General features: G+C 69.7%; 13 protein-coding genes. 5 read left to right on the top strand and 8 right to left on the bottom strand.

Annotated features, from left to right (window positions below):
* Nucleotides 1–84 precede the first annotated feature (84 nt).
* The 3 genes from gluQRS to phaR all read left to right on the top strand — a co-directional run bounded on the left by gluQRS (nucleotide 85) and on the right by phaR (nucleotide 2,481).
* Nucleotides 85–1,005, top strand: a complete 921-nt coding sequence (gene gluQRS / locus AC3WL7_RS16525; protein ID WP_492751764.1) for a tRNA glutamyl-Q(34) synthetase GluQRS — start codon at nucleotides 85–87, stop codon at nucleotides 1,003–1,005.
* Nucleotides 1,006–1,022: 17 nt separating this feature from the next.
* On the top strand, nucleotides 1,023–1,763 hold the full coding sequence (gene phbB, locus AC3WL7_RS16520) for an acetoacetyl-CoA reductase (RefSeq protein WP_079222542.1): 741 nt from the start codon (nucleotides 1,023–1,025) through the stop codon (nucleotides 1,761–1,763).
* A 184-nt stretch (nucleotides 1,764–1,947) separates the two neighbouring features.
* Nucleotides 1,948–2,481, top strand: coding sequence for a polyhydroxyalkanoate synthesis repressor PhaR (gene phaR, locus AC3WL7_RS16515; RefSeq protein ID WP_079222543.1), 534 nt, complete (start codon nucleotides 1,948–1,950; stop codon nucleotides 2,479–2,481).
* 198 nt (nucleotides 2,482–2,679) lie between these two features.
* Here the strand turns inward: phaR and AC3WL7_RS16510 are convergent, their stop codons facing one another.
* From AC3WL7_RS16510 to AC3WL7_RS16485, 6 genes are all read right to left on the bottom strand, one after another.
* The gene (locus AC3WL7_RS16510) at nucleotides 2,680–3,624 is read right to left on the bottom strand and encodes a TraB/GumN family protein (protein WP_079222544.1); all 945 of its coding nucleotides are present in this window, start codon (nucleotides 3,622–3,624) and stop codon (nucleotides 2,680–2,682) included.
* A gap of 2 nt (nucleotides 3,625–3,626) precedes the next feature.
* Nucleotides 3,627–4,556 (bottom strand): DUF1684 domain-containing protein, encoded by a 930-nt coding sequence (locus tag AC3WL7_RS16505; protein WP_283222091.1) that lies wholly within the window; start codon nucleotides 4,554–4,556, stop codon nucleotides 3,627–3,629.
* A 25-nt stretch (nucleotides 4,557–4,581) separates the two neighbouring features.
* Entirely contained in the window at nucleotides 4,582–6,489 is a 1,908-nt protein-coding gene (gene mutL, locus AC3WL7_RS16500; protein ID WP_492751717.1) for a DNA mismatch repair endonuclease MutL, read from the bottom strand.
* A gap of 69 nt (nucleotides 6,490–6,558) precedes the next feature.
* Complete coding sequence (locus tag AC3WL7_RS16495) at nucleotides 6,559–8,127, bottom strand: N-acetylmuramoyl-L-alanine amidase (protein WP_283222089.1); 1,569 nt, start codon at nucleotides 8,125–8,127, stop codon at nucleotides 6,559–6,561.
* Between the two features lie 81 nt (nucleotides 8,128–8,208).
* The gene (gene tsaE, locus AC3WL7_RS16490) at nucleotides 8,209–8,691 is read right to left on the bottom strand and encodes a tRNA (adenosine(37)-N6)-threonylcarbamoyltransferase complex ATPase subunit type 1 TsaE (protein ID WP_492751715.1); all 483 of its coding nucleotides are present in this window, start codon (nucleotides 8,689–8,691) and stop codon (nucleotides 8,209–8,211) included.
* Nucleotides 8,688–10,172, bottom strand: a complete 1,485-nt coding sequence (locus tag AC3WL7_RS16485; protein WP_492751713.1) for an NAD(P)H-hydrate dehydratase — start codon at nucleotides 10,170–10,172, stop codon at nucleotides 8,688–8,690. The genes tsaE and AC3WL7_RS16485 overlap by 4 nt, the downstream gene beginning before the upstream one ends.
* A 23-nt stretch (nucleotides 10,173–10,195) precedes the next feature.
* Here AC3WL7_RS16485 and queG point away from each other — a divergent pair, with 23 nt between their 5' ends.
* Together queG and xseA are read left to right on the top strand one after the other, a co-directional pair.
* Nucleotides 10,196–11,266, top strand: a complete 1,071-nt coding sequence (queG, locus tag AC3WL7_RS16480) for a tRNA epoxyqueuosine(34) reductase QueG (RefSeq protein WP_492751711.1) — start codon at nucleotides 10,196–10,198, stop codon at nucleotides 11,264–11,266.
* Between the two features lie 45 nt (nucleotides 11,267–11,311).
* Nucleotides 11,312–12,643, top strand: a complete 1,332-nt coding sequence (gene xseA / locus AC3WL7_RS16475) for an exodeoxyribonuclease VII large subunit (protein ID WP_492751709.1) — start codon at nucleotides 11,312–11,314, stop codon at nucleotides 12,641–12,643.
* Nucleotides 12,644–13,210: 567 nt separating this feature from the next.
* Here the strand turns inward: xseA and AC3WL7_RS16470 are convergent.
* The gene (locus AC3WL7_RS16470) at nucleotides 13,211–14,107 is read right to left on the bottom strand and encodes a M48 family metallopeptidase (RefSeq protein WP_079222552.1); all 897 of its coding nucleotides are present in this window, start codon (nucleotides 14,105–14,107) and stop codon (nucleotides 13,211–13,213) included.
* Nucleotides 14,108–14,196: 89 nt separating this feature from the next.
* Complete coding sequence (locus AC3WL7_RS16465) at nucleotides 14,197–16,068, bottom strand: formylglycine-generating enzyme family protein (protein ID WP_492751707.1); 1,872 nt, start codon at nucleotides 16,066–16,068, stop codon at nucleotides 14,197–14,199.
* Nucleotides 16,069–16,073: the final 5 nt, after the last annotated feature.

The following is a 16,073-nucleotide window of genomic DNA, read 5'->3' as shown; positions in this document are numbered from 1 at the left end:
CGGCTCGGAAGGGGTCGATATCTGCCAATTTGCGGTGCAGTCAGCTTGAATTCAAGCGCCAACCTGACCGACGATTCAGCCAGCATGACCTCGCCTATTCCCTGCGGCCGCTTTGCGCCCTCGCCCACCGGCCTGCTGCACCCCGGTTCCCTGCTCGCCGCCCTCGGCAGCTGGCTGCTTGCGCGCCATCACGGCGGCCTGTGGCGGCTGCGCATCGAGGATGTCGACCCACCCCGCACCGTCGCGGGCGCGGCGCAGTCACAATTGCAGGCGCTGGCCGCCTTCGGCCTGGATCACGATGGCGACGTGCTCTGGCAGAGCGAACGTGGCGATGCCTACCAGGCCGCGCTGGACGTGCTGCTGGCCAGCGGCCTGGCCTTCGTCTGCCACTGCAGCCGCAGCGAAGTGGCCGCCAGCGGCGGCATCCACCATCGCTGCGTGGCGCGGCAACCGCGACCGGACCCCGCCGTCCGCTTCCGCGTGCCACCGGGCAGCGTGGTGCAGTTCGAGGATGGCCTGCGCGGCCTGCAGACCCAGGATGTGCACGCTGACGTTGGCGATTTCGTGCTGCGCCGCGCCGATGGCTGCTGGGCCTACCAGCTGGCCGTGGTGGTGGACGACGCCGCGCAGGGCGTCACCGAAGTGGTGCGCGGCGCCGACCTGCTCGATTCCACCGCACGGCAGATCCTGCTGCAGCAGGCGCTGGGGCTGGCAGTGCCGCGCTACTGGCACCTGCCGCTGCTGCTGGATGCGCCCGGCCACAAGCTGTCCAAATCGCTGGCCGCGCTGCCGGTGGACAGCGCGCGGCCGGTACCGGTGCTGCGCCAGCTGTGGCAGCTGCTGGGCCAGGCGCCGGCTGCGCTGGAGGGCATCGACGAGGTACACGCGCTGCTGGCCGCCGCGCGCCGGGCCTTCGACCCCCAGCGGCTGCCACGCAGCGACATCCTGCTGCCACCGGGCGCACTTTCCGCGCCGATGTTGCAGAATCCCCTTTCCCCCACCTGAAACCCGGACAGCATTCCATGACTTCTCGCGTCGCACTGGTCACCGGCGGAACCGGCGGCATCGGCACCGCCATCTGCCAACGCCTGGCCGACCAGGGCCACCGGGTCGCCACCAATTACCGCGACGAGGCCAAGGCCCGCGCCTGGCAGCAGGCCATGACCGAACGCGGCTACAACGTGTCGATCTTCCCCGGCGATGTGTCCGACCCGGACAGCGCCGAAGCGCTGATCCGCGCGGTTGAAGCCGAGCTGGGCCCGGTCGAGATCCTGGTCAACAACGCCGGCATCACCCGCGACACCACCTTCCACCGCATGCGCGCGGACCAGTGGCACGACGTGATCAACACCAACCTCAATTCGGTGTTCAACGTCACCCGCCCGGTCATTGAAGGCATGCGCCGTCGCGGCTGGGGCCGGGTCATCCAGATCAGCTCGATCAACGGCCTGAAGGGCCAGTACGGCCAGGCCAACTACGCCGCGGCCAAGGCCGGCATGCATGGTTTCACCATCTCCCTGGCGCGCGAGAACGCCGGCTTCGGCATCACCGTCAACACGATCTCGCCGGGCTACGTGGCCACCGACATGGTGATGGCGGTGCCGGAGGAAGTGCGCGCCAAGATCATCGCCGACATCCCCACCGGGCGCCTGGGCAAGCCGGAGGAAATCGCCTACGGCGTGTCCTTCCTGGTGGCTGACGAGGCCGCCTGGATCACCGGCAGCAACCTGGACATCAACGGCGGCCACCACATGGGCTGGTAAGGCCGCGCAGGCACCGGCAGCGGGCACGCGAAGGCCCCCTGCCGTTGGTCATGCTGCGCAGCACGCAAACCCTTGCTGCGCAACATGATCGGGCGTGAAACCCAAGCCCGGCGGGGGCTGCGGCGGTTGCCAAGGCTTGTGCACTGCGCCATGCTGCACATCTACAGTGACGAGTGACCGCTTCATGGCTGCGACCCGCATCATCAAGAAGTATCCGAACCGCCGTCTCTACGACACCGAAATTTCCAGCTACATCACCATAGAGGATGTGCGCCAGCTGATCCTGGACGGTGAAGACTTCGAGGTCCGCGACGCCAAGAGCGGCGATGACCTGACCCGTTCGGTCCTGCTGCAGATCATCGCCGACCAGGAACAGGACGGCGAACCGATGCTGTCCACCCAGCTGCTGAGCCAGCTGATCCGCTTCTACGGCGATTCGCTGCAGGGCTTCATGGGCAACTACCTGGAGCGCAGCATGCAGGTCTTCCTCGACCAGCAGCAGCAGTTCCGCCAGCAGATGGGCAACCTGCTGGGCCAGACCCCGTGGGCGATGATGAACCAGCTGACCGAGCGCAACCTCGAGCTCTGGCAGGAATTCCAGCGCAACATGGGCACCGGCTTCGGCGGCCCGCGCCCCGGCGGTACGGGCACCGGCACCGGCACCAAGCCGAACGAGCCGGGTACCGGCACCGGCACCGGCGGCAAGACCCGGCGCTGAGACCACCGCCCAGCCCCAAACGAAGACGGCGCGCCCTGTGGCGCGCCGTTTTGTTTTGGATGCCGGCATCCCAGCGGGTAGAGTCGACCGTTGGTCGACTGCTCTTCGGTAGAGTCGACCGTTGGTCGACTCATGCGCGAAGCGCGGGCATTTCCGCCATCCGACCGGAAAGCAGTCGACCAACGGTCGACTCTACCCTCAACGCTTCGGCTTGCACCCCGTGCACACGCGCTCGACCTTGTAGCCCTTGGCCTTCAGCTTTTCCACAACGCCGTCGCTGCCCAGCAGGTGCAGGCCGCCGACCACCACCAGCGTGCCGCCCTGCCCATCCTGCAGGTACGGCAGCAGCTTGGGCACCCAGGCATCGTTGCGCGCGGTGTTGATGCGCTGGTAGAGCTGCGGGTACTGCTGGCGCATTTCCACCGCCATCTTGTTCCACAGCAGGCGGTCATCGCCGCGGCGCCAGGCGTCGTGCAGCATCAGCGACTGCGCATCACCCTTCTCGGCCTGGTCCAGCGCTTCGGCCATCATCTGCCGCTGCTCCTGCAGGCTCATGCCATCGAGCAGGTTGATCTGGCTCTGCATGTCCTCCAGCCCGCCGGTCTGCTTGCCGGCCTTCTTTGCCTGCGCCATGAAATAGCGGTCCAGGCCGAGGTTCGCATCCAGGCCCATCTTCTGCATCTGGCCGATGGTGATGTTGAGCGCGACGAACCAGCTCTTCATGCCCTGCAGCTGCGCCAGGGGCAGCTTGTTCTGCGTGGCATAGGCCTGCAGTTTCTGCCAGGTGGCATCATCCAGGTCACGCTTCAGTTCACTGCCATCGCGGCGGATGGCGGTCTGCACCATCTGGGTGGCGGCCTGGGTCGATTCCATTTCCTCCGGCGACACTTCGAACAGCACGCGCTTGGACGCGGTGAAGGCCTGCTCGACATCGGCCGACAAGGGGTAATCGGTGGGCTTGAGCAGGTGGAACGAGCCAAGCAGGTAAACGCGGGCATCGCCCGGGCCGGTCACCTTCCACAGCAACGGCACCGGCGGCTTGGCGGCCGGCGCTTCGGCCGGTGCGCCGCGGGCGGCGGCCAGGGGAGCGACCGCGCAGGCCAGCAACAGCACGGCACCGCGCAACAATGATCTGATCGACATGGTCAGCCTTCTCCTTCAGGCAGGTGGTACGCCTTCTCACCAGCGTCCACGCGCAGGTCCAGCCGGTTTTCCGGCGGCGCCAACGGGCAGGTCGCATACGGGGTGAAAGCACAGGGCGGGTTGTAGGCGTGGTTGAAATCGATGCGCACGCTGCCATCGGCGGCCGGTGCATCGATGTCCAGGTAGCGCCCGGCCGGGTAACTGCCGTGGCCGCTGGTGCGGTCGGCAAAGACCAGGAACAGGGGCTCGCCCGGCGCGCCGATCGCTTCCAGCCGCCAGCTGCGCCCGTCGCGTTCGAATTCCACCGCGCCGGCATTGGGCATTTCGGTGGTCAGGCCGGTGATGTCCACGATCGGCAGGGTCTTGCCAGCGGGATGGGCGATGAAACGTGCCTGCACCTGCCAGCCGGCACCGCCTGGCCAGTACTGCAGGCCGGCGAAATCGCGGCGCGCCGCGGCGTCGGCATGCTTCACCCGCAGCGCATCGCGCGGGCCGCGCCGGATGATGCTCAGATGGCCCTTGCCGCCATCGAAGGCGAGCACGGTGGGCGCCGGATCCTTGTCGGTGTTCATGCGCACGCGGCCACGCACCGGCTGGCCGTCCTGGCTGACATCCACGCCGGCTTCGGGACTGAACCACCACTGGTCGCCCTCGCGCCGCAGCAGGCCCAGCTTGTCCGGGCCCACGCCCAGGCGGATGCCGCTGCTGGCGCCGCTGCCGATGAAGTGCGACTTGTACTGCAGCCAGTGCAGGCCGACCAGCGCCGTCCAGCCGTCGGGCCGGGTCAGGTCTTCATAGCGCTGCACGCGCCATTGCTGCTGCGCGGCCGCGAACGCCGGATCGTCCTTCACCACCGCCACAGGCTCCGGTGACGGGCTGCAGGCGGCCAGCAACAAGGCGACCAGCAGTCCGCCCACTCCCCGATAACGCATGGATGCTCCCTCGATGTTGCGCCGCTCAACGGCCGCGCAGGAACCAGCGGTCGATCTCCGCCAGCGAAAAACGTGCCCAGGTCGGTCGCCCGTGGTTGCACTGGCCCGAGCGCTCGGTGATTTCCATGTCGCGCAGCAGCGCGTTCATTTCCGGCACGGTCAGGCGCCGGTTGGCGCGCACGGCGCCGTGGCAGGCCATGGTCGACAGCAGCTCGTCGCGCGCACTGGCGATGCGCCGGCTCTGGCCATGCTCGCGCAGGTCGGTCAGCACGTCGCGCAGCAGGCCTTCCGGCTCGGCGTTGGCCAGCAGCGCGGGAATGCTGCGCACGTGCAGCGCGCCGGGACCGGCACGGGTGACCTCGAAACCGAGCGCGGACAGCGTCTCCGCCTCGGCTTCGGCGGTGTCGGCCTCGCGCTCGCCCACAGCCAGAGTGATCGGCACCAGCAACGGCTGTGACTGCAGGCCGATGCCATCGTGTGCGTTCTTCAGGCGTTCGTAGCCGATGCGCTCGTGGGCGGCATGCATGTCCACCACGATCAGGCCTTCGGCGTTCTCGGCCAGGATGTAGATGCCATGCAGCTGCGCGATGGCGTAGCCCAACGGCGGCACGCCGGCGTCGGCGCTGGTCACCGGCAGGCCGTTCTCGCTCGGCATCGGCGGCAGCGTGCTGCTGCGTTCGCCTGCACCGGGTGCGGCATACAGTGCGGCATAGGCGGCCGGCGCATCGGCGACCTGCAGGCCCAGCGGCTGCTGCGGGCGCCAACCAGAGAAACCGCCACCGCCACCACCGCCGCCCGATCCCGGGGCCGCGCCGCGCACCAGGCCAAAGCCCGACGCACCCGCGCTGGACGGCATCGGCGCGCTGCCGGCATCGGCAGGATGGGCCGGACCGGCGCCGATCTCCTGTGCGGAAACGCCGGCACGGGTGTCGGCCAGCGCATCCTTCAAGGTGCGGTAGACGAAGTCGTGCACCAGCCGCGAATCGCGGAAGCGCACTTCGTGCTTGGCCGGGTGCACGTTGACGTCCACCCGGGTCGGGTCCAGTTCCAGGAACAGCACGTAGGCCGGCTGGCGGCCGTGGTACAGCACGTCGCCGTAAGCCATCTTCACCGCGTGGGCGACACTGCGGTCGCGCACCGAACGGCCATTGACGTACAGGTACTGCTGGTCGGCGCTGGCCCGCGAATAATGCGGCTGTGCGATCCAGCCATGCAGGCGCAGGCCGGCACCGGTGTGGTCCACGCGCACGGCCTGGTTGGCGAAGTCCTCGCCGAGGGTCTCGGCCAGGCGCGCATCGGAATACAGGTCACCCGGCTTGTAGCGGCGCGAGGCCTTGCCGTTGTGCGAGACGCGCAGCTCGACATCGGGGCGGGCCAGCGCCAGCGAGCGTAGCCACTCTTCGATATGGCCCATTTCAGTGCGCTCGGCACGCAGGAACTTGCGCCGCGCCGGCACGTTGTAGAACAGCTCGCGCACTTCCACGGTGGTGCCCGGCGCATGCGCACGCGGGGTCACTTCGCCGATCTTGCCGCCTTCGATCTGCAGCGCCGAGCCGTGCTCGTCATGCGCGCGGCGCGAGGCCAGGGTGAAACGGCTGACCGAGGCGATCGACGGCAGCGCTTCGCCGCGGAAGCCAAGGGTGGCCACCGATTCGAGGTCGTCGAGGTCGGCGATCTTGCTGGTGGCGTGCCGCGAGACGGCCAATGGCAGCTGCTCGGGGGCGATGCCACTGCCGTTGTCGCGGATGCGGATGAGGCGCACACCGCCCTCCTCCAGATCGATGTCCACGCGGCTGGCGCCGGCATCGATGGCATTCTCGACCAGCTCCTTGACCACCGACGCGGGCCGCTCGACCACTTCGCCGGCAGCGATCTGGTTGATGAGGATTTCCGGCAACGGCCGGATCGGGCGCGGATGGGTAGCAGACGTCATGCGGGGATGATAACGGAGGCACACGTCCGCCGGGCGCGGCCCGGCGCTACCGACCGCTCGATCCGCGGATTATTTGCTGCCGCCGGCCATGGTGGCGGCGGCGTCGATCTCGGCCTGGGCGCGGGCCGCATACAGCGTGCCCGGAGGCGGCTGCCGGCTGAAGAAGGTGTGCACGCCATCGAGCACCGCGCCAGCGACCTTGCGCTGGTAGGCCGGGTCGATCAGGCGGCGCTCTTCGTCCGGGTTGGAGATGAAGGCGGTTTCCACCAGCATCGCCGGCATGTCCGAAGTGCGCAGCACGGCGAAGTTGGCGCGCTCAAGGTTCGGCTTGTGATTGTTGCCGATCCGCTTCAGGCCGCCCAGCACGTGGCCGGCCGCGTCTTCGGACGCCTTCATGTAGCCGCTCTGGGCCAGGTCCAGCAGCACGTTGGCCAGGGTGCCTTCGGTCTGCTGCAGGCGCACGCCACCCACCAGGTCGGCCGCGTTTTCCTTGTCGGCCAGCCAGCGCGCGCGCTGCGAAGAGGCGCCCTTGGTGGACAGCACGTAGACCGACGAACCCGTGGCCGAACGGTTCTCGGCGGCGTCGGCATGGATCGAAATGAAGATGTCGGCCTTGTTCGCGCGCGCCTTCTGCGCACGCATCGGCAGCGGGATGAACACGTCGCTGTCGCGGGTCAGGTAGGCCTTCAGGCCCGGCGTGGCGTTGACCTGGCGGGCCAGCTCACGTGCCACCGCCAGGGTGACATCCTTCTCGCGCTTGCCGGTCGGGCCGATCGCGCCCGGATCCTGGCCACCATGACCCGGATCGATGGCCACCACCAGGTGGCGCATGCCCGGCTGCATGCGGATGCGCGAGGCATCGCTGGGCATGGCCGGTCGCGGTGCTTCGGCCGGCGCAGCGGCGGGCGCAGGCGTCGGCGCCGGTGCGGCGGCCACCACGGTACGGGTCGGCTGGCCGGCAAGGATCGCGGCCGGCGAAGACGACGAAGACGGCGGCGGCGTGCTGCCGGCACTGATGCCCGCAGCGGCCACCTGGGCCGGGGTGGTGGTCGGGGCCGGTGCCGGCGCAACCGGTGCAGCGGCGGTAGCGCTGGCCTGCTGCTGCACCTGCGCGGTCAACAGCGCGGTGGCACGGGCGGCATCGCCACGCGACTGCGCCGTCTGCGCGGCGGCCGTACTGGCGGTGGACGGGGCGACGGGAGCAGCGGCCGCAGGCGCGGCACGGCTGGCGGCGGTGGCTGGACCATCGCCCGGCCATTCGATCACCAGCCGGGATTCGTTGCCTTCGCGCTGCATCTGCGGGCGGAACGGCGCCACCGATGCGGCCAGGTCGAAGACGACACGGAAAGTGCCCGGAACCGGCTGTCCCGTACGGACGGCGGTGACCACGCCCTGCGCGGCCGGCATCTTCAGGTTGTGCACGGCACTGGAATCGGGGAAATCGATCACCAGGCGGTTCGGCGAGGACAGCGACAGGGTCTTGTAGCCGCCGCTGCCAACCAGTGAGATTTCCGCACGGGTGCCGGTCGCGCCGGTGTTCAGCTGGACCTGGCGGACTTCACCGGCCCATGCACAGACGCTCGCCAGACCCAGTCCGACGGCGGCACAGATGGCGATGAGACGGTTCCCCAGGCGCATGGTCAGGATTCAATCACCGCGCTGAACGGAATGCAACACCTTTTTCCTTAATAATCCGTAACCTGCCGGTGTTTGTTCTCGTCAGCCCACAGAAATGGCCTGCAAGTCGCCCCCATCGGGAAGCCGACCGAGCCATTCACGCCCGGCGTCGCTGACCCCAGTGAGACGGACGCGTCGGCCCTGCCCCTCGATCTCCAGTGCCACCACCAGATCGGTGGGTGGCAGTGCGCCGGCGCCGCGCTCGGGCCATTCGACCAGCCACAGCACCGCGCTGCCCTCGTCCAGGCCAAGGAAATCCAGTTCGCCCGCCTGGCCGATGCGGTACAGGTCCAGGTGCCACGCTTCGCCACCGCTGGCCAGCGGGTAGCGCTCGACCAGGGTGTAGGTCGGGCTGCGGATCGCGCCCTGCACGCCCAATGCGCGCAGCAGCGCGCGTGCGGTGGTGGATTTGCCGGCGCCGAGATCGCCCCGCAGCTCGACCAGCGCCTGCGGCGGACGGGTGGCGGCCAGCCACTGGCCCAGCAGTTCGGTGGCTTCGCTGTCGGCCAGGAAGAATTCAGTCATTGCGGCAGTTCCGGGTTGGCCAGCCGCCGCAGGGGCGCCAGCAGATCAGTAGGGAGCAGGCCGCGTGCGCCATCGAGGGCGGCGGCATCGCCGGCCAGCGCATGCAGCAGGGCACCGCACGCGGCGGCGTCGAAGGCATCCAGGCCCTGCGCGCGCAGGCTGGCGATGATGCCGGTGAGCAGGTCGCCCATGCCACCCACGGCCATGCCGGGGTTGCCGGCGGCAATCAGGCGCGGGATCTGGCCCGGCGCGGCCACGATGCTGCCCGCCCCCTTCAGCACCACCACCGCGTGGTAGCGCTCGGCCAGTGCCTGTGCGCAGCGGTAGCGATCGGCCTGGATCTCGGCCGTCGTGCATTCAAGCAGCCGCGCGGCCTCGCCCGGGTGCGGGGTCAGGATGGCATCGGGCAGCGCGCGAGGGTCGCGGGCCAGCAGGTTCAGCGCATCGGCATCAATCACCAGCGGCTTGCCACAGGCCAGCACGCGGGCAAACAGGGCGCGGGCCCAGTCGTCCTGGCCCAGCCCGGGGCCGATCGCCACGACACGGGCCTTGTCCAGCAGGTTCGGCAGCACCTCGCCACCTTCCAGCGCGTGCACCATCGCCTCCGGCAGCCGCGACAGCAGCGGGCCGACGTGGTCGCCGCGGGTGCCGATGCTGAGCAGGCCGGCACCGGCGCGCAGGCCCGCCTCGGCGGCCAGGGCGATGGCGCCGCCACTGCCGTGGTTGCCTCCCACGCACAGCACATGGCCGGATTCTCCCTTGTGGGTATTGGCACGGCGCGGCGGCAGCAGGCGCGGCAGGCGATCGGCCGCCCAGCGCTGCGCACTGGCGCTCACGCCTTCCCAGGACGCGTCATCCAGCTCCAGCGGCGCAAGCCGGCGCTGGCCGACATGGTCCAGCGCGCCACCGGTGAACAGCCCCCGGTGGTTGGCGATGAACTGCAGGGTGACCTGCGCGCGTACCGCCACGCCAGGCACCTGGCCGCGATCGGCGTCCACGCCACTGGGCACGTCCAGCGCAAACACCGGCGCATCCTGGGCATTGATCGCCCCGATCAGCGCGCGGGCATCACCTTCCGGTGCGCGGTCCAGCCCCAGCCCGAACAACGCATCCACCAGCAGGTCGCACGCCGGAAGCGCGCCGTCCACGGTTTCCACCTGGCCACCTGCGTCGGTGAACGCTGCGGCCGCCTGCCGGGCCAGCGCCGTGGCTGGCGGCTTCCCGGCCAGCGCGAACAGGCGCACCTGCCGGCCTGACTGCAGGGCATGCGTCGCCAGCACGTAGCCATCGCCCCCGTTGTTGCCACTGCCCGCCACCACGCACAGCTGGCGAGCATCGGGCCATTGCTGCAGCAGGCACTGCCACGCGGCCAGACCGGCCTGGGACATCAGGCCCCAGCCGTCGTCGCCGGCCAGCGCGGACGCGCGTGCATCCAGCGTGCGTGCAGCGGCGGTATCGAAGAGAAGGGAGAGATCGGGCATGCCGGGATTTTATACTGGTGCGCATGTTCCCCGTCCCCGCCCCCCTCGATCCGGCCCAGGCCGTCTCGCGCATCCGTGAACTGGCCCGCGCGCACGGCTTCCAGCGCTGTGGCATCGCCGGCATCGAGCTGGGCGAGGATGAGGCGCACCTGGCCGACTGGCTGGGCAAGGGCCTGTACGGCACGATGGACTGGATGGCCCGCCACGGCACCCTGCGCGCACGTCCGGCCGAGCTGCTGCCCGGCACCGTGCGGGTGTTATCGGTGGGCATGGATTACAGCCACAAGGACGACACCGAAGCCTGGGCCACCCTCGCCGATCCGGGCCGCGCCTACGTCGCGCGCTATGCACTGGGCCGCGATTACCACAAGCTGATGCGCAACCGCCTGCAGAAGCTGGCCACGCAGATCAACGATGAAGTCGCGCCGCTGGGCTACCGCGTGTTCGTCGATTCGGCGCCGGTGCTGGAACGCGCGCTGGCGCGCAATGCCGGGCTGGGCTGGATCGGCAAGCACACCTGCCTGATCGACCGCCAGGGCGGCTCATGGTTCTTCATCGGCGAGATCTACATCGACATCCCGCTGCCGATCGATGCGCCTGCCACCGCCCACTGCGGCACCTGCACGCGCTGCATCGACATCTGCCCCACCCAGGCCATCATCGGCCCGCAGCGGCTGGATGCACGACGCTGCATTTCCTACCTCACCATCGAGCACGACGGCGCCATCCCCGAAGACATGCGGCCCCTGATCGGCAACCGCATCTACGGCTGCGACGACTGCCAGCTGGTCTGCCCCTGGAACAAGTTCGCCAAGCGCACCGACGAGGCGGATTTCCGTGCGCGCAACAACCTCGATACCGCGCGCCTGGACCAGTTGTTCGCCTGGGACGAGGCCGAATTCCTGCGCCGCACCGAAGGCAGCCCGATCCGCCGCAGCGGCCATGAACGCTGGCTGCGCAACATCGCGGTGGCCCTGGGCAATGCACCGGCCTCGGCCGAGGCGCTGGCCGCCCTGCAGACCCGCGTCGACGATCCTTCGCCGCTGGTGCGCGAGCACGTGCAATGGGCGCTGGCCCAGCACGGCGCGCGCTGACGTGCGATCCTGAGCGCCCTGCTCCGCCCGCCATCCGCCGTACCCATGCAGCCACGCAACAACGACGTCCTCACCCCCAGCCAGCTCAACACCCTGGCCCGCGACCTGCTGGAAGGCAGCTTCCCGGCGATCTGGGTCGAAGCCGAGCTGGGCAGCGTGGCCCGCCCCGCATCCGGGCACCTGTACTTCACCCTGAAGGACGCACGCGCGCAGCTGCGCGCCGCCATGTTCCGGATGAAGGCGCAGTACCTGAAGTTCGTGCCGCGCGAAGGCATGCGCGTGCTGGTGCGCGGCAAGGTCACCCTGTACGACGCCCGTGGCGAGTACCAGATGGTGCTGGACCACATGGAGGAAGCCGGCGAAGGTGCGCTGCGCCGCGCCTTCGAGGAACTGAAGGCGCGCCTGGAGGCCGAGGGCCTGTTCGACCCGGCACGCAAGCGGCCGATGCCGGCGCACGTGCAGCGCCTGGCAGTGATCACCTCGCCCACCGGCGCCGCCGTGCGCGACGTGCTGAGCGTGCTGGCCCGCCGTTTCCCGCTGCTGGAAGTGGACCTGCTGCCGACCCTGGTCCAGGGCAGCACGGCCGCCGCGCAGATCACCCGCCTGCTGCAGGCCGCCGATGCCAGTGGGCGTTACGACGTGATCCTGCTGACCCGCGGCGGTGGTTCGCTGGAGGATCTGTGGGCCTTCAACGACGAGGCACTGGCCCGCGCGATCGCCGCCAGCGGCACCCCGGTGGTGTCGGCAGTGGGTCACGAAACCGACTTCAGCCTGAGTGATTTCGCCGCTGACCTGCGCGCGCCGACGCCGTCGGTGGCCGCCGAACTGCTGGTGCCCGACCAGCGCGAACTGGCCCTGCGCCTGCGCCGCACCGCCGCGCGCATGGTGCAGCTGCAGCGGCACACGATGCAGCAGGCGATGCAGCGCGCCGACCGCGCCCTGCTGCGCCTGAACGCACAGAGCCCGCAGGCGCGCCTGGACCTGCTGCGTCGCCGCCAGCTCGACCTGGGCCGGCGCCTGCATGCGGCATTCAACCAGCAGCAGGAGCGCCGTGCGGCGCGCCTGCGCCACGCAGCAGCGGTCCTGCGCGGTCACCATCCGCAGCGCCAGCTGGACGAGATGCAGCGGCGCCTGGCCGCCCTGCGCGGCCGCCCGCAGGCGGCGCTGCAGCGCTTGCTGCAACGGGACGCATTGCGGCTGCGTGGGCTGGCGCGTTCGCTGGAGGCGGTGAGCCCGCTGGCGACGGTAGCGCGTGGCTACAGCATCCTGACGCGCCGTGATGACGGCACGCTGGTGCGTCAGGTCGGGCAGGTACAGCCGGGGGATGCCCTGCAGGCGCGCGTCGGTGACGGCGTGATCGACGTGCTGGTCAAGTAAGGGGTTGTTCGGCAGGGCTTGCAGCCCTGCACCTGCTGCAAATCAACAGCAACGTCAAAAGCCGAAGCGGCATTCCGTGGGATGGCGGGGCACTGTAGGTTTGCGGGGACGCCGTAAATACGTCCATGTAGGCTTGGTCGCCGCATCCATGCGGCTCACACCCCGCAAACCTACAGTGCCCCGCCTTCGACAGGTTCACGCGGCTGTTGGGAACTGCTGGTGGTGGGTGCCGACCGTTGGTCGGCACATCTGTCAGATATCGAATGAATCATCCACGCATGGCGTGGATCTACTGGCAACTGCGGCTGTTGGTAGGTGCCGACCAACGGTCGGCACCCACCAGAGCAGAACGCCGTTCCGACAGATCGCGGAGGTCTGTCGAAGGCGGGGTGGGTCCAGTTGAGGGGGTGTGAGCGCCATGGATGGCGCGACCAAGCCCCCATGGATGGGTTTACGGCGCCCCCCTCAACCGGACCCACCCCGCCAACCCACGGAATGCCGGCTTTTGACGTTGCCGTTGACGTTGATTGAGCAGGTGCAGGGCTGCAAGCCCTGCCGAACAACACCCTACTTCGCCTGCTCGCAGAACTTCTGCCGGTACTCCAGTGCCTTCGGCATCAGCGCCTGCAGGTTCTGGATCCGGGTACCCGGGTTCGGATGGGTCGAGGAAAACTCCGGCGGCGACTGCCCGCCACTGGCCTGCCCCATCCGCTCCCACAACGGCACCGCCTCGCGCGGGTCGAAGCACGCCGCCGCCGCCAGCATCAGCCCCACCTCATCGGCCTGGGTCTCGTGGCTGCGCGCATACGGCAGCAGATAGCCGTAGCCCATCGCCGACATCATCATCTGTTGCTGCTGCGCATCCATGCCGCTGGCCGCGCCCGCCATCTGCCCGATCTGCGTCAGCTTCTGCTGCGCCATGCGCTGCGCACCATGGCGCAGCAACGCATGGGCGATCTCATGGCCCATCACCACCGCCATCGCATCGGTGGTGCGCGCCACCGGCACCAGCCCGGTGTACACTGCCATCTTGCCGCCCGGCAGGCAGAACGCGTTGGCCTGGTCGGACTGGATGACGTTGACCTCCCAGTCGAAATCACGCGAGAAGTGCCCGGGCTGCACGCCGTGCTCCTGCGCCAGCGCGGTCTCCACCACGTCCACCTTGGCGATCAGGCGCTGCGCGATGGCGCGGATGTCGCGCGAAATCTGCGCGTTCGGATCCAGCGGCCGCTCCTGCGACAGGATCTCCTGGTACGCCTGCAGGCCCAGCGCTTTTTCCTGGCTGGCATCCAGGGTGCTGTCGATCAGCACCTTCTCGCCGGTGTAGGGGTCGACCGAGCGGTTGGAAAACCAGTAGAACGCCGCATAGCCGGCCGCCAGCAGCAGCACCCACCAGCGGATGTTGCCGAACAGGCCGCGCCGGGGGCCCTGTTGCGGCGAGCGGGAAAAGGGATCGTTGCGCATCGACAGGCCTTCCAGCAGACCCCGCCGGCCGGCGGGCACGGCGCAATCTTAGTGCGCCGCCGCCCAGGGCGGGTGAAGCCGCTGCGGGATCAGATGCCGCGCACCAGGCGGAAGCCGATGCGCGCGCTGGTGGTGTCCGAATCCTGCGACTGGCGCCAGGCGGCGCGGGTCTGTTCCGGTGCGTTGGCCCAGTTGCCGCCACGGATGACCCGCGAGCGGCAGCCCGGGTTGAACCACGCCGCGCCATCGGACGGGGCGCGCCGGTAGCTGGCATGCCAGCAGTCGGCCACCCACTCGCTGAGGTTGCCGGACAGGTCGTGCAGGCCGAAGGCATTGGCCTGGAAGGTGGCCACCGGTGCCGGGCCCCACCAGCCATCGCCGTAGCCGACGAAGGCGTTCTGCCAGTGCCGGCCCGAGGGCGAGACATCGCGGCTGCCGGTGTAGTTGCCGTTGCCTTCCGGCGGCAGGCCGGCATCGCCCCAGGGGTAGCGGCCACTGTTGCCGCCCCGCATCGCATACTCGAACTCGGCTTCGCTGGGCAGCCGGTAGGAACGCCCGGTCTGCTCGGACAGCCACGTGGCGTAATTCTCGGCATCGCGCACGCTCACGTGCATCACCGGCGAATTGCCCATCGCCCGGCTGCCGTCGTAATCCGAGCGCCAGTCCACGCCGCTGCGGCGGATGAAGTTGCCGCTGCGCTCGTCGTAGACCACCGAATGGCCGCGCCGGGTTGCGCGCGGGCGGGCGTTGGTCGCCTTCACATAGCGCTCGAAGTCGCTCACGGTCACTTCGGTGATGGCCATCGCAAAGCCACGCTCGAAGCGCACGTAATGCGAGGGCCGCTCGGCGTCGGTGGCACCGGGCTCGGTATCGCCGGCGCCCATCTGGAAGCCGCCATGCGGCACCACGATCATCTGCGGGCCGCGGCCGCCGTCACGCAGTGCATCACTGAACACCTGGCCGGGGCGGAAGCTGCCGTAATGGGTGGCCAGGTCGATGCGCTCGCGCAGCTGCGCCACCACCGGGTCACCGGGCAGGGCGATGCGCAGCGCTTCGGCCAGTTTCTCCCGCGCCGGCTTCAGGCCCTGCGGCGTGGTCAGGTCGCGCAGGCCACCGTCACGCAGCTGCACCAGCGCCGTGGCACGGATCTGTTCGATGCGCTCGAAGGCATCGGCGATGGTCGGCGAGGAATCGCGCACCTTGCTGGCCTCGGCCAGCCAGGCACCGGCACTGGCGAAGTCGCGCGCACGCGCGGCGTCCTCGGCACGGCGGATCAGGCCACTCTCCGCCGCCGCGAGGCCCTGCCGCGCACGCCGGTTGTCCTTGTCCAGGGCCAGCGCTTCGCGGAAATTGGGAATGGCACCGTCGCCGTCCTCGCCGATGCGGTCGGCACGCAGGTCATCCTCACCGGCACGGTTGTAGGCCACCACGCGCTGCGCGGTCTCCACCCGGCCCTGCAGCGCGCGCACCTTGTCGTCCTTCGGCGCCAGGGTCAGCAGCACCAGCGCCTGCCGGCTGGCTTCGGCCAGCGCCTCGCGCTGCTTCAGCGGCCGCGCCAGCAGCGCGTCGGCCTGCTGCAGCAGGCGTTGCCGGGCCCGCTGCAGGCCGTCGCGGGCCTGGCGATCGTCCGGATCTTCCTCCTGCACCGCCAGCCACAGCGGGATGGCCGCGTCGGCATCCTCGTACAGGTGGTCGCGGGCGAAGGCCTGCCCGGCAGCACGGCGCAGCTGCGCCTGGCTGCGCTGCTGCCGGTCCACCCGGGGCGGCGTCCACTGCTGGATGTCCTCGGCCGCGTCGTCATCGGCGATGGTGACGGTGCCCTGCCCCGGCGCGTCCGCGGGCTGGGCCTGCGCCGGACGCTCCTCATCGGCCCCGCTGGCGGGCACCGGAGGCGGCGGCGTGCAGCCGGCCAGGGCAACGGCCAGGGCGGTGCACAGCGCGGACGACAGCGGAAAACGCAAGCGGG

The sequence above is a fragment of the Stenotrophomonas sp. FW305-3-2-15-E-LB1 genome (assembly GCF_058787375.1).
This window is presented reverse-complemented; position numbering and strand designations above follow the sequence as displayed.

Coding starts and splice junctions, on each gene's coding strand:
- gluQRS (WP_492751764.1), top strand. CDS start 85: ATGACCTCGCCTATTCCCTGCGGCCGCTTTGCGCCCTCGCCCACCGGC.
- phbB (WP_079222542.1), top strand. CDS start 1,023: ATGACTTCTCGCGTCGCACTGGTCACCGGCGGAACCGGCGGCATCGGC.
- phaR (WP_079222543.1), top strand. CDS start 1,948: ATGGCTGCGACCCGCATCATCAAGAAGTATCCGAACCGCCGTCTCTAC.
- AC3WL7_RS16510 (WP_079222544.1), bottom strand. CDS start 3,624: ATGTCGATCAGATCATTGTTGCGCGGTGCCGTGCTGTTGCTGGCCTGC.
- AC3WL7_RS16505 (WP_283222091.1), bottom strand. CDS start 4,556: ATGCGTTATCGGGGAGTGGGCGGACTGCTGGTCGCCTTGTTGCTGGCC.
- mutL (WP_492751717.1), bottom strand. CDS start 6,489: ATGACGTCTGCTACCCATCCGCGCCCGATCCGGCCGTTGCCGGAAATC.
- AC3WL7_RS16495 (WP_283222089.1), bottom strand. CDS start 8,127: ATGCGCCTGGGGAACCGTCTCATCGCCATCTGTGCCGCCGTCGGACTG.
- tsaE (WP_492751715.1), bottom strand. CDS start 8,691: ATGACTGAATTCTTCCTGGCCGACAGCGAAGCCACCGAACTGCTGGGC.
- AC3WL7_RS16485 (WP_492751713.1), bottom strand. CDS start 10,172: ATGCCCGATCTCTCCCTTCTCTTCGATACCGCCGCTGCACGCACGCTG.
- queG (WP_492751711.1), top strand. CDS start 10,196: ATGTTCCCCGTCCCCGCCCCCCTCGATCCGGCCCAGGCCGTCTCGCGC.
- xseA (WP_492751709.1), top strand. CDS start 11,312: ATGCAGCCACGCAACAACGACGTCCTCACCCCCAGCCAGCTCAACACC.
- AC3WL7_RS16470 (WP_079222552.1), bottom strand. CDS start 14,107: ATGCGCAACGATCCCTTTTCCCGCTCGCCGCAACAGGGCCCCCGGCGC.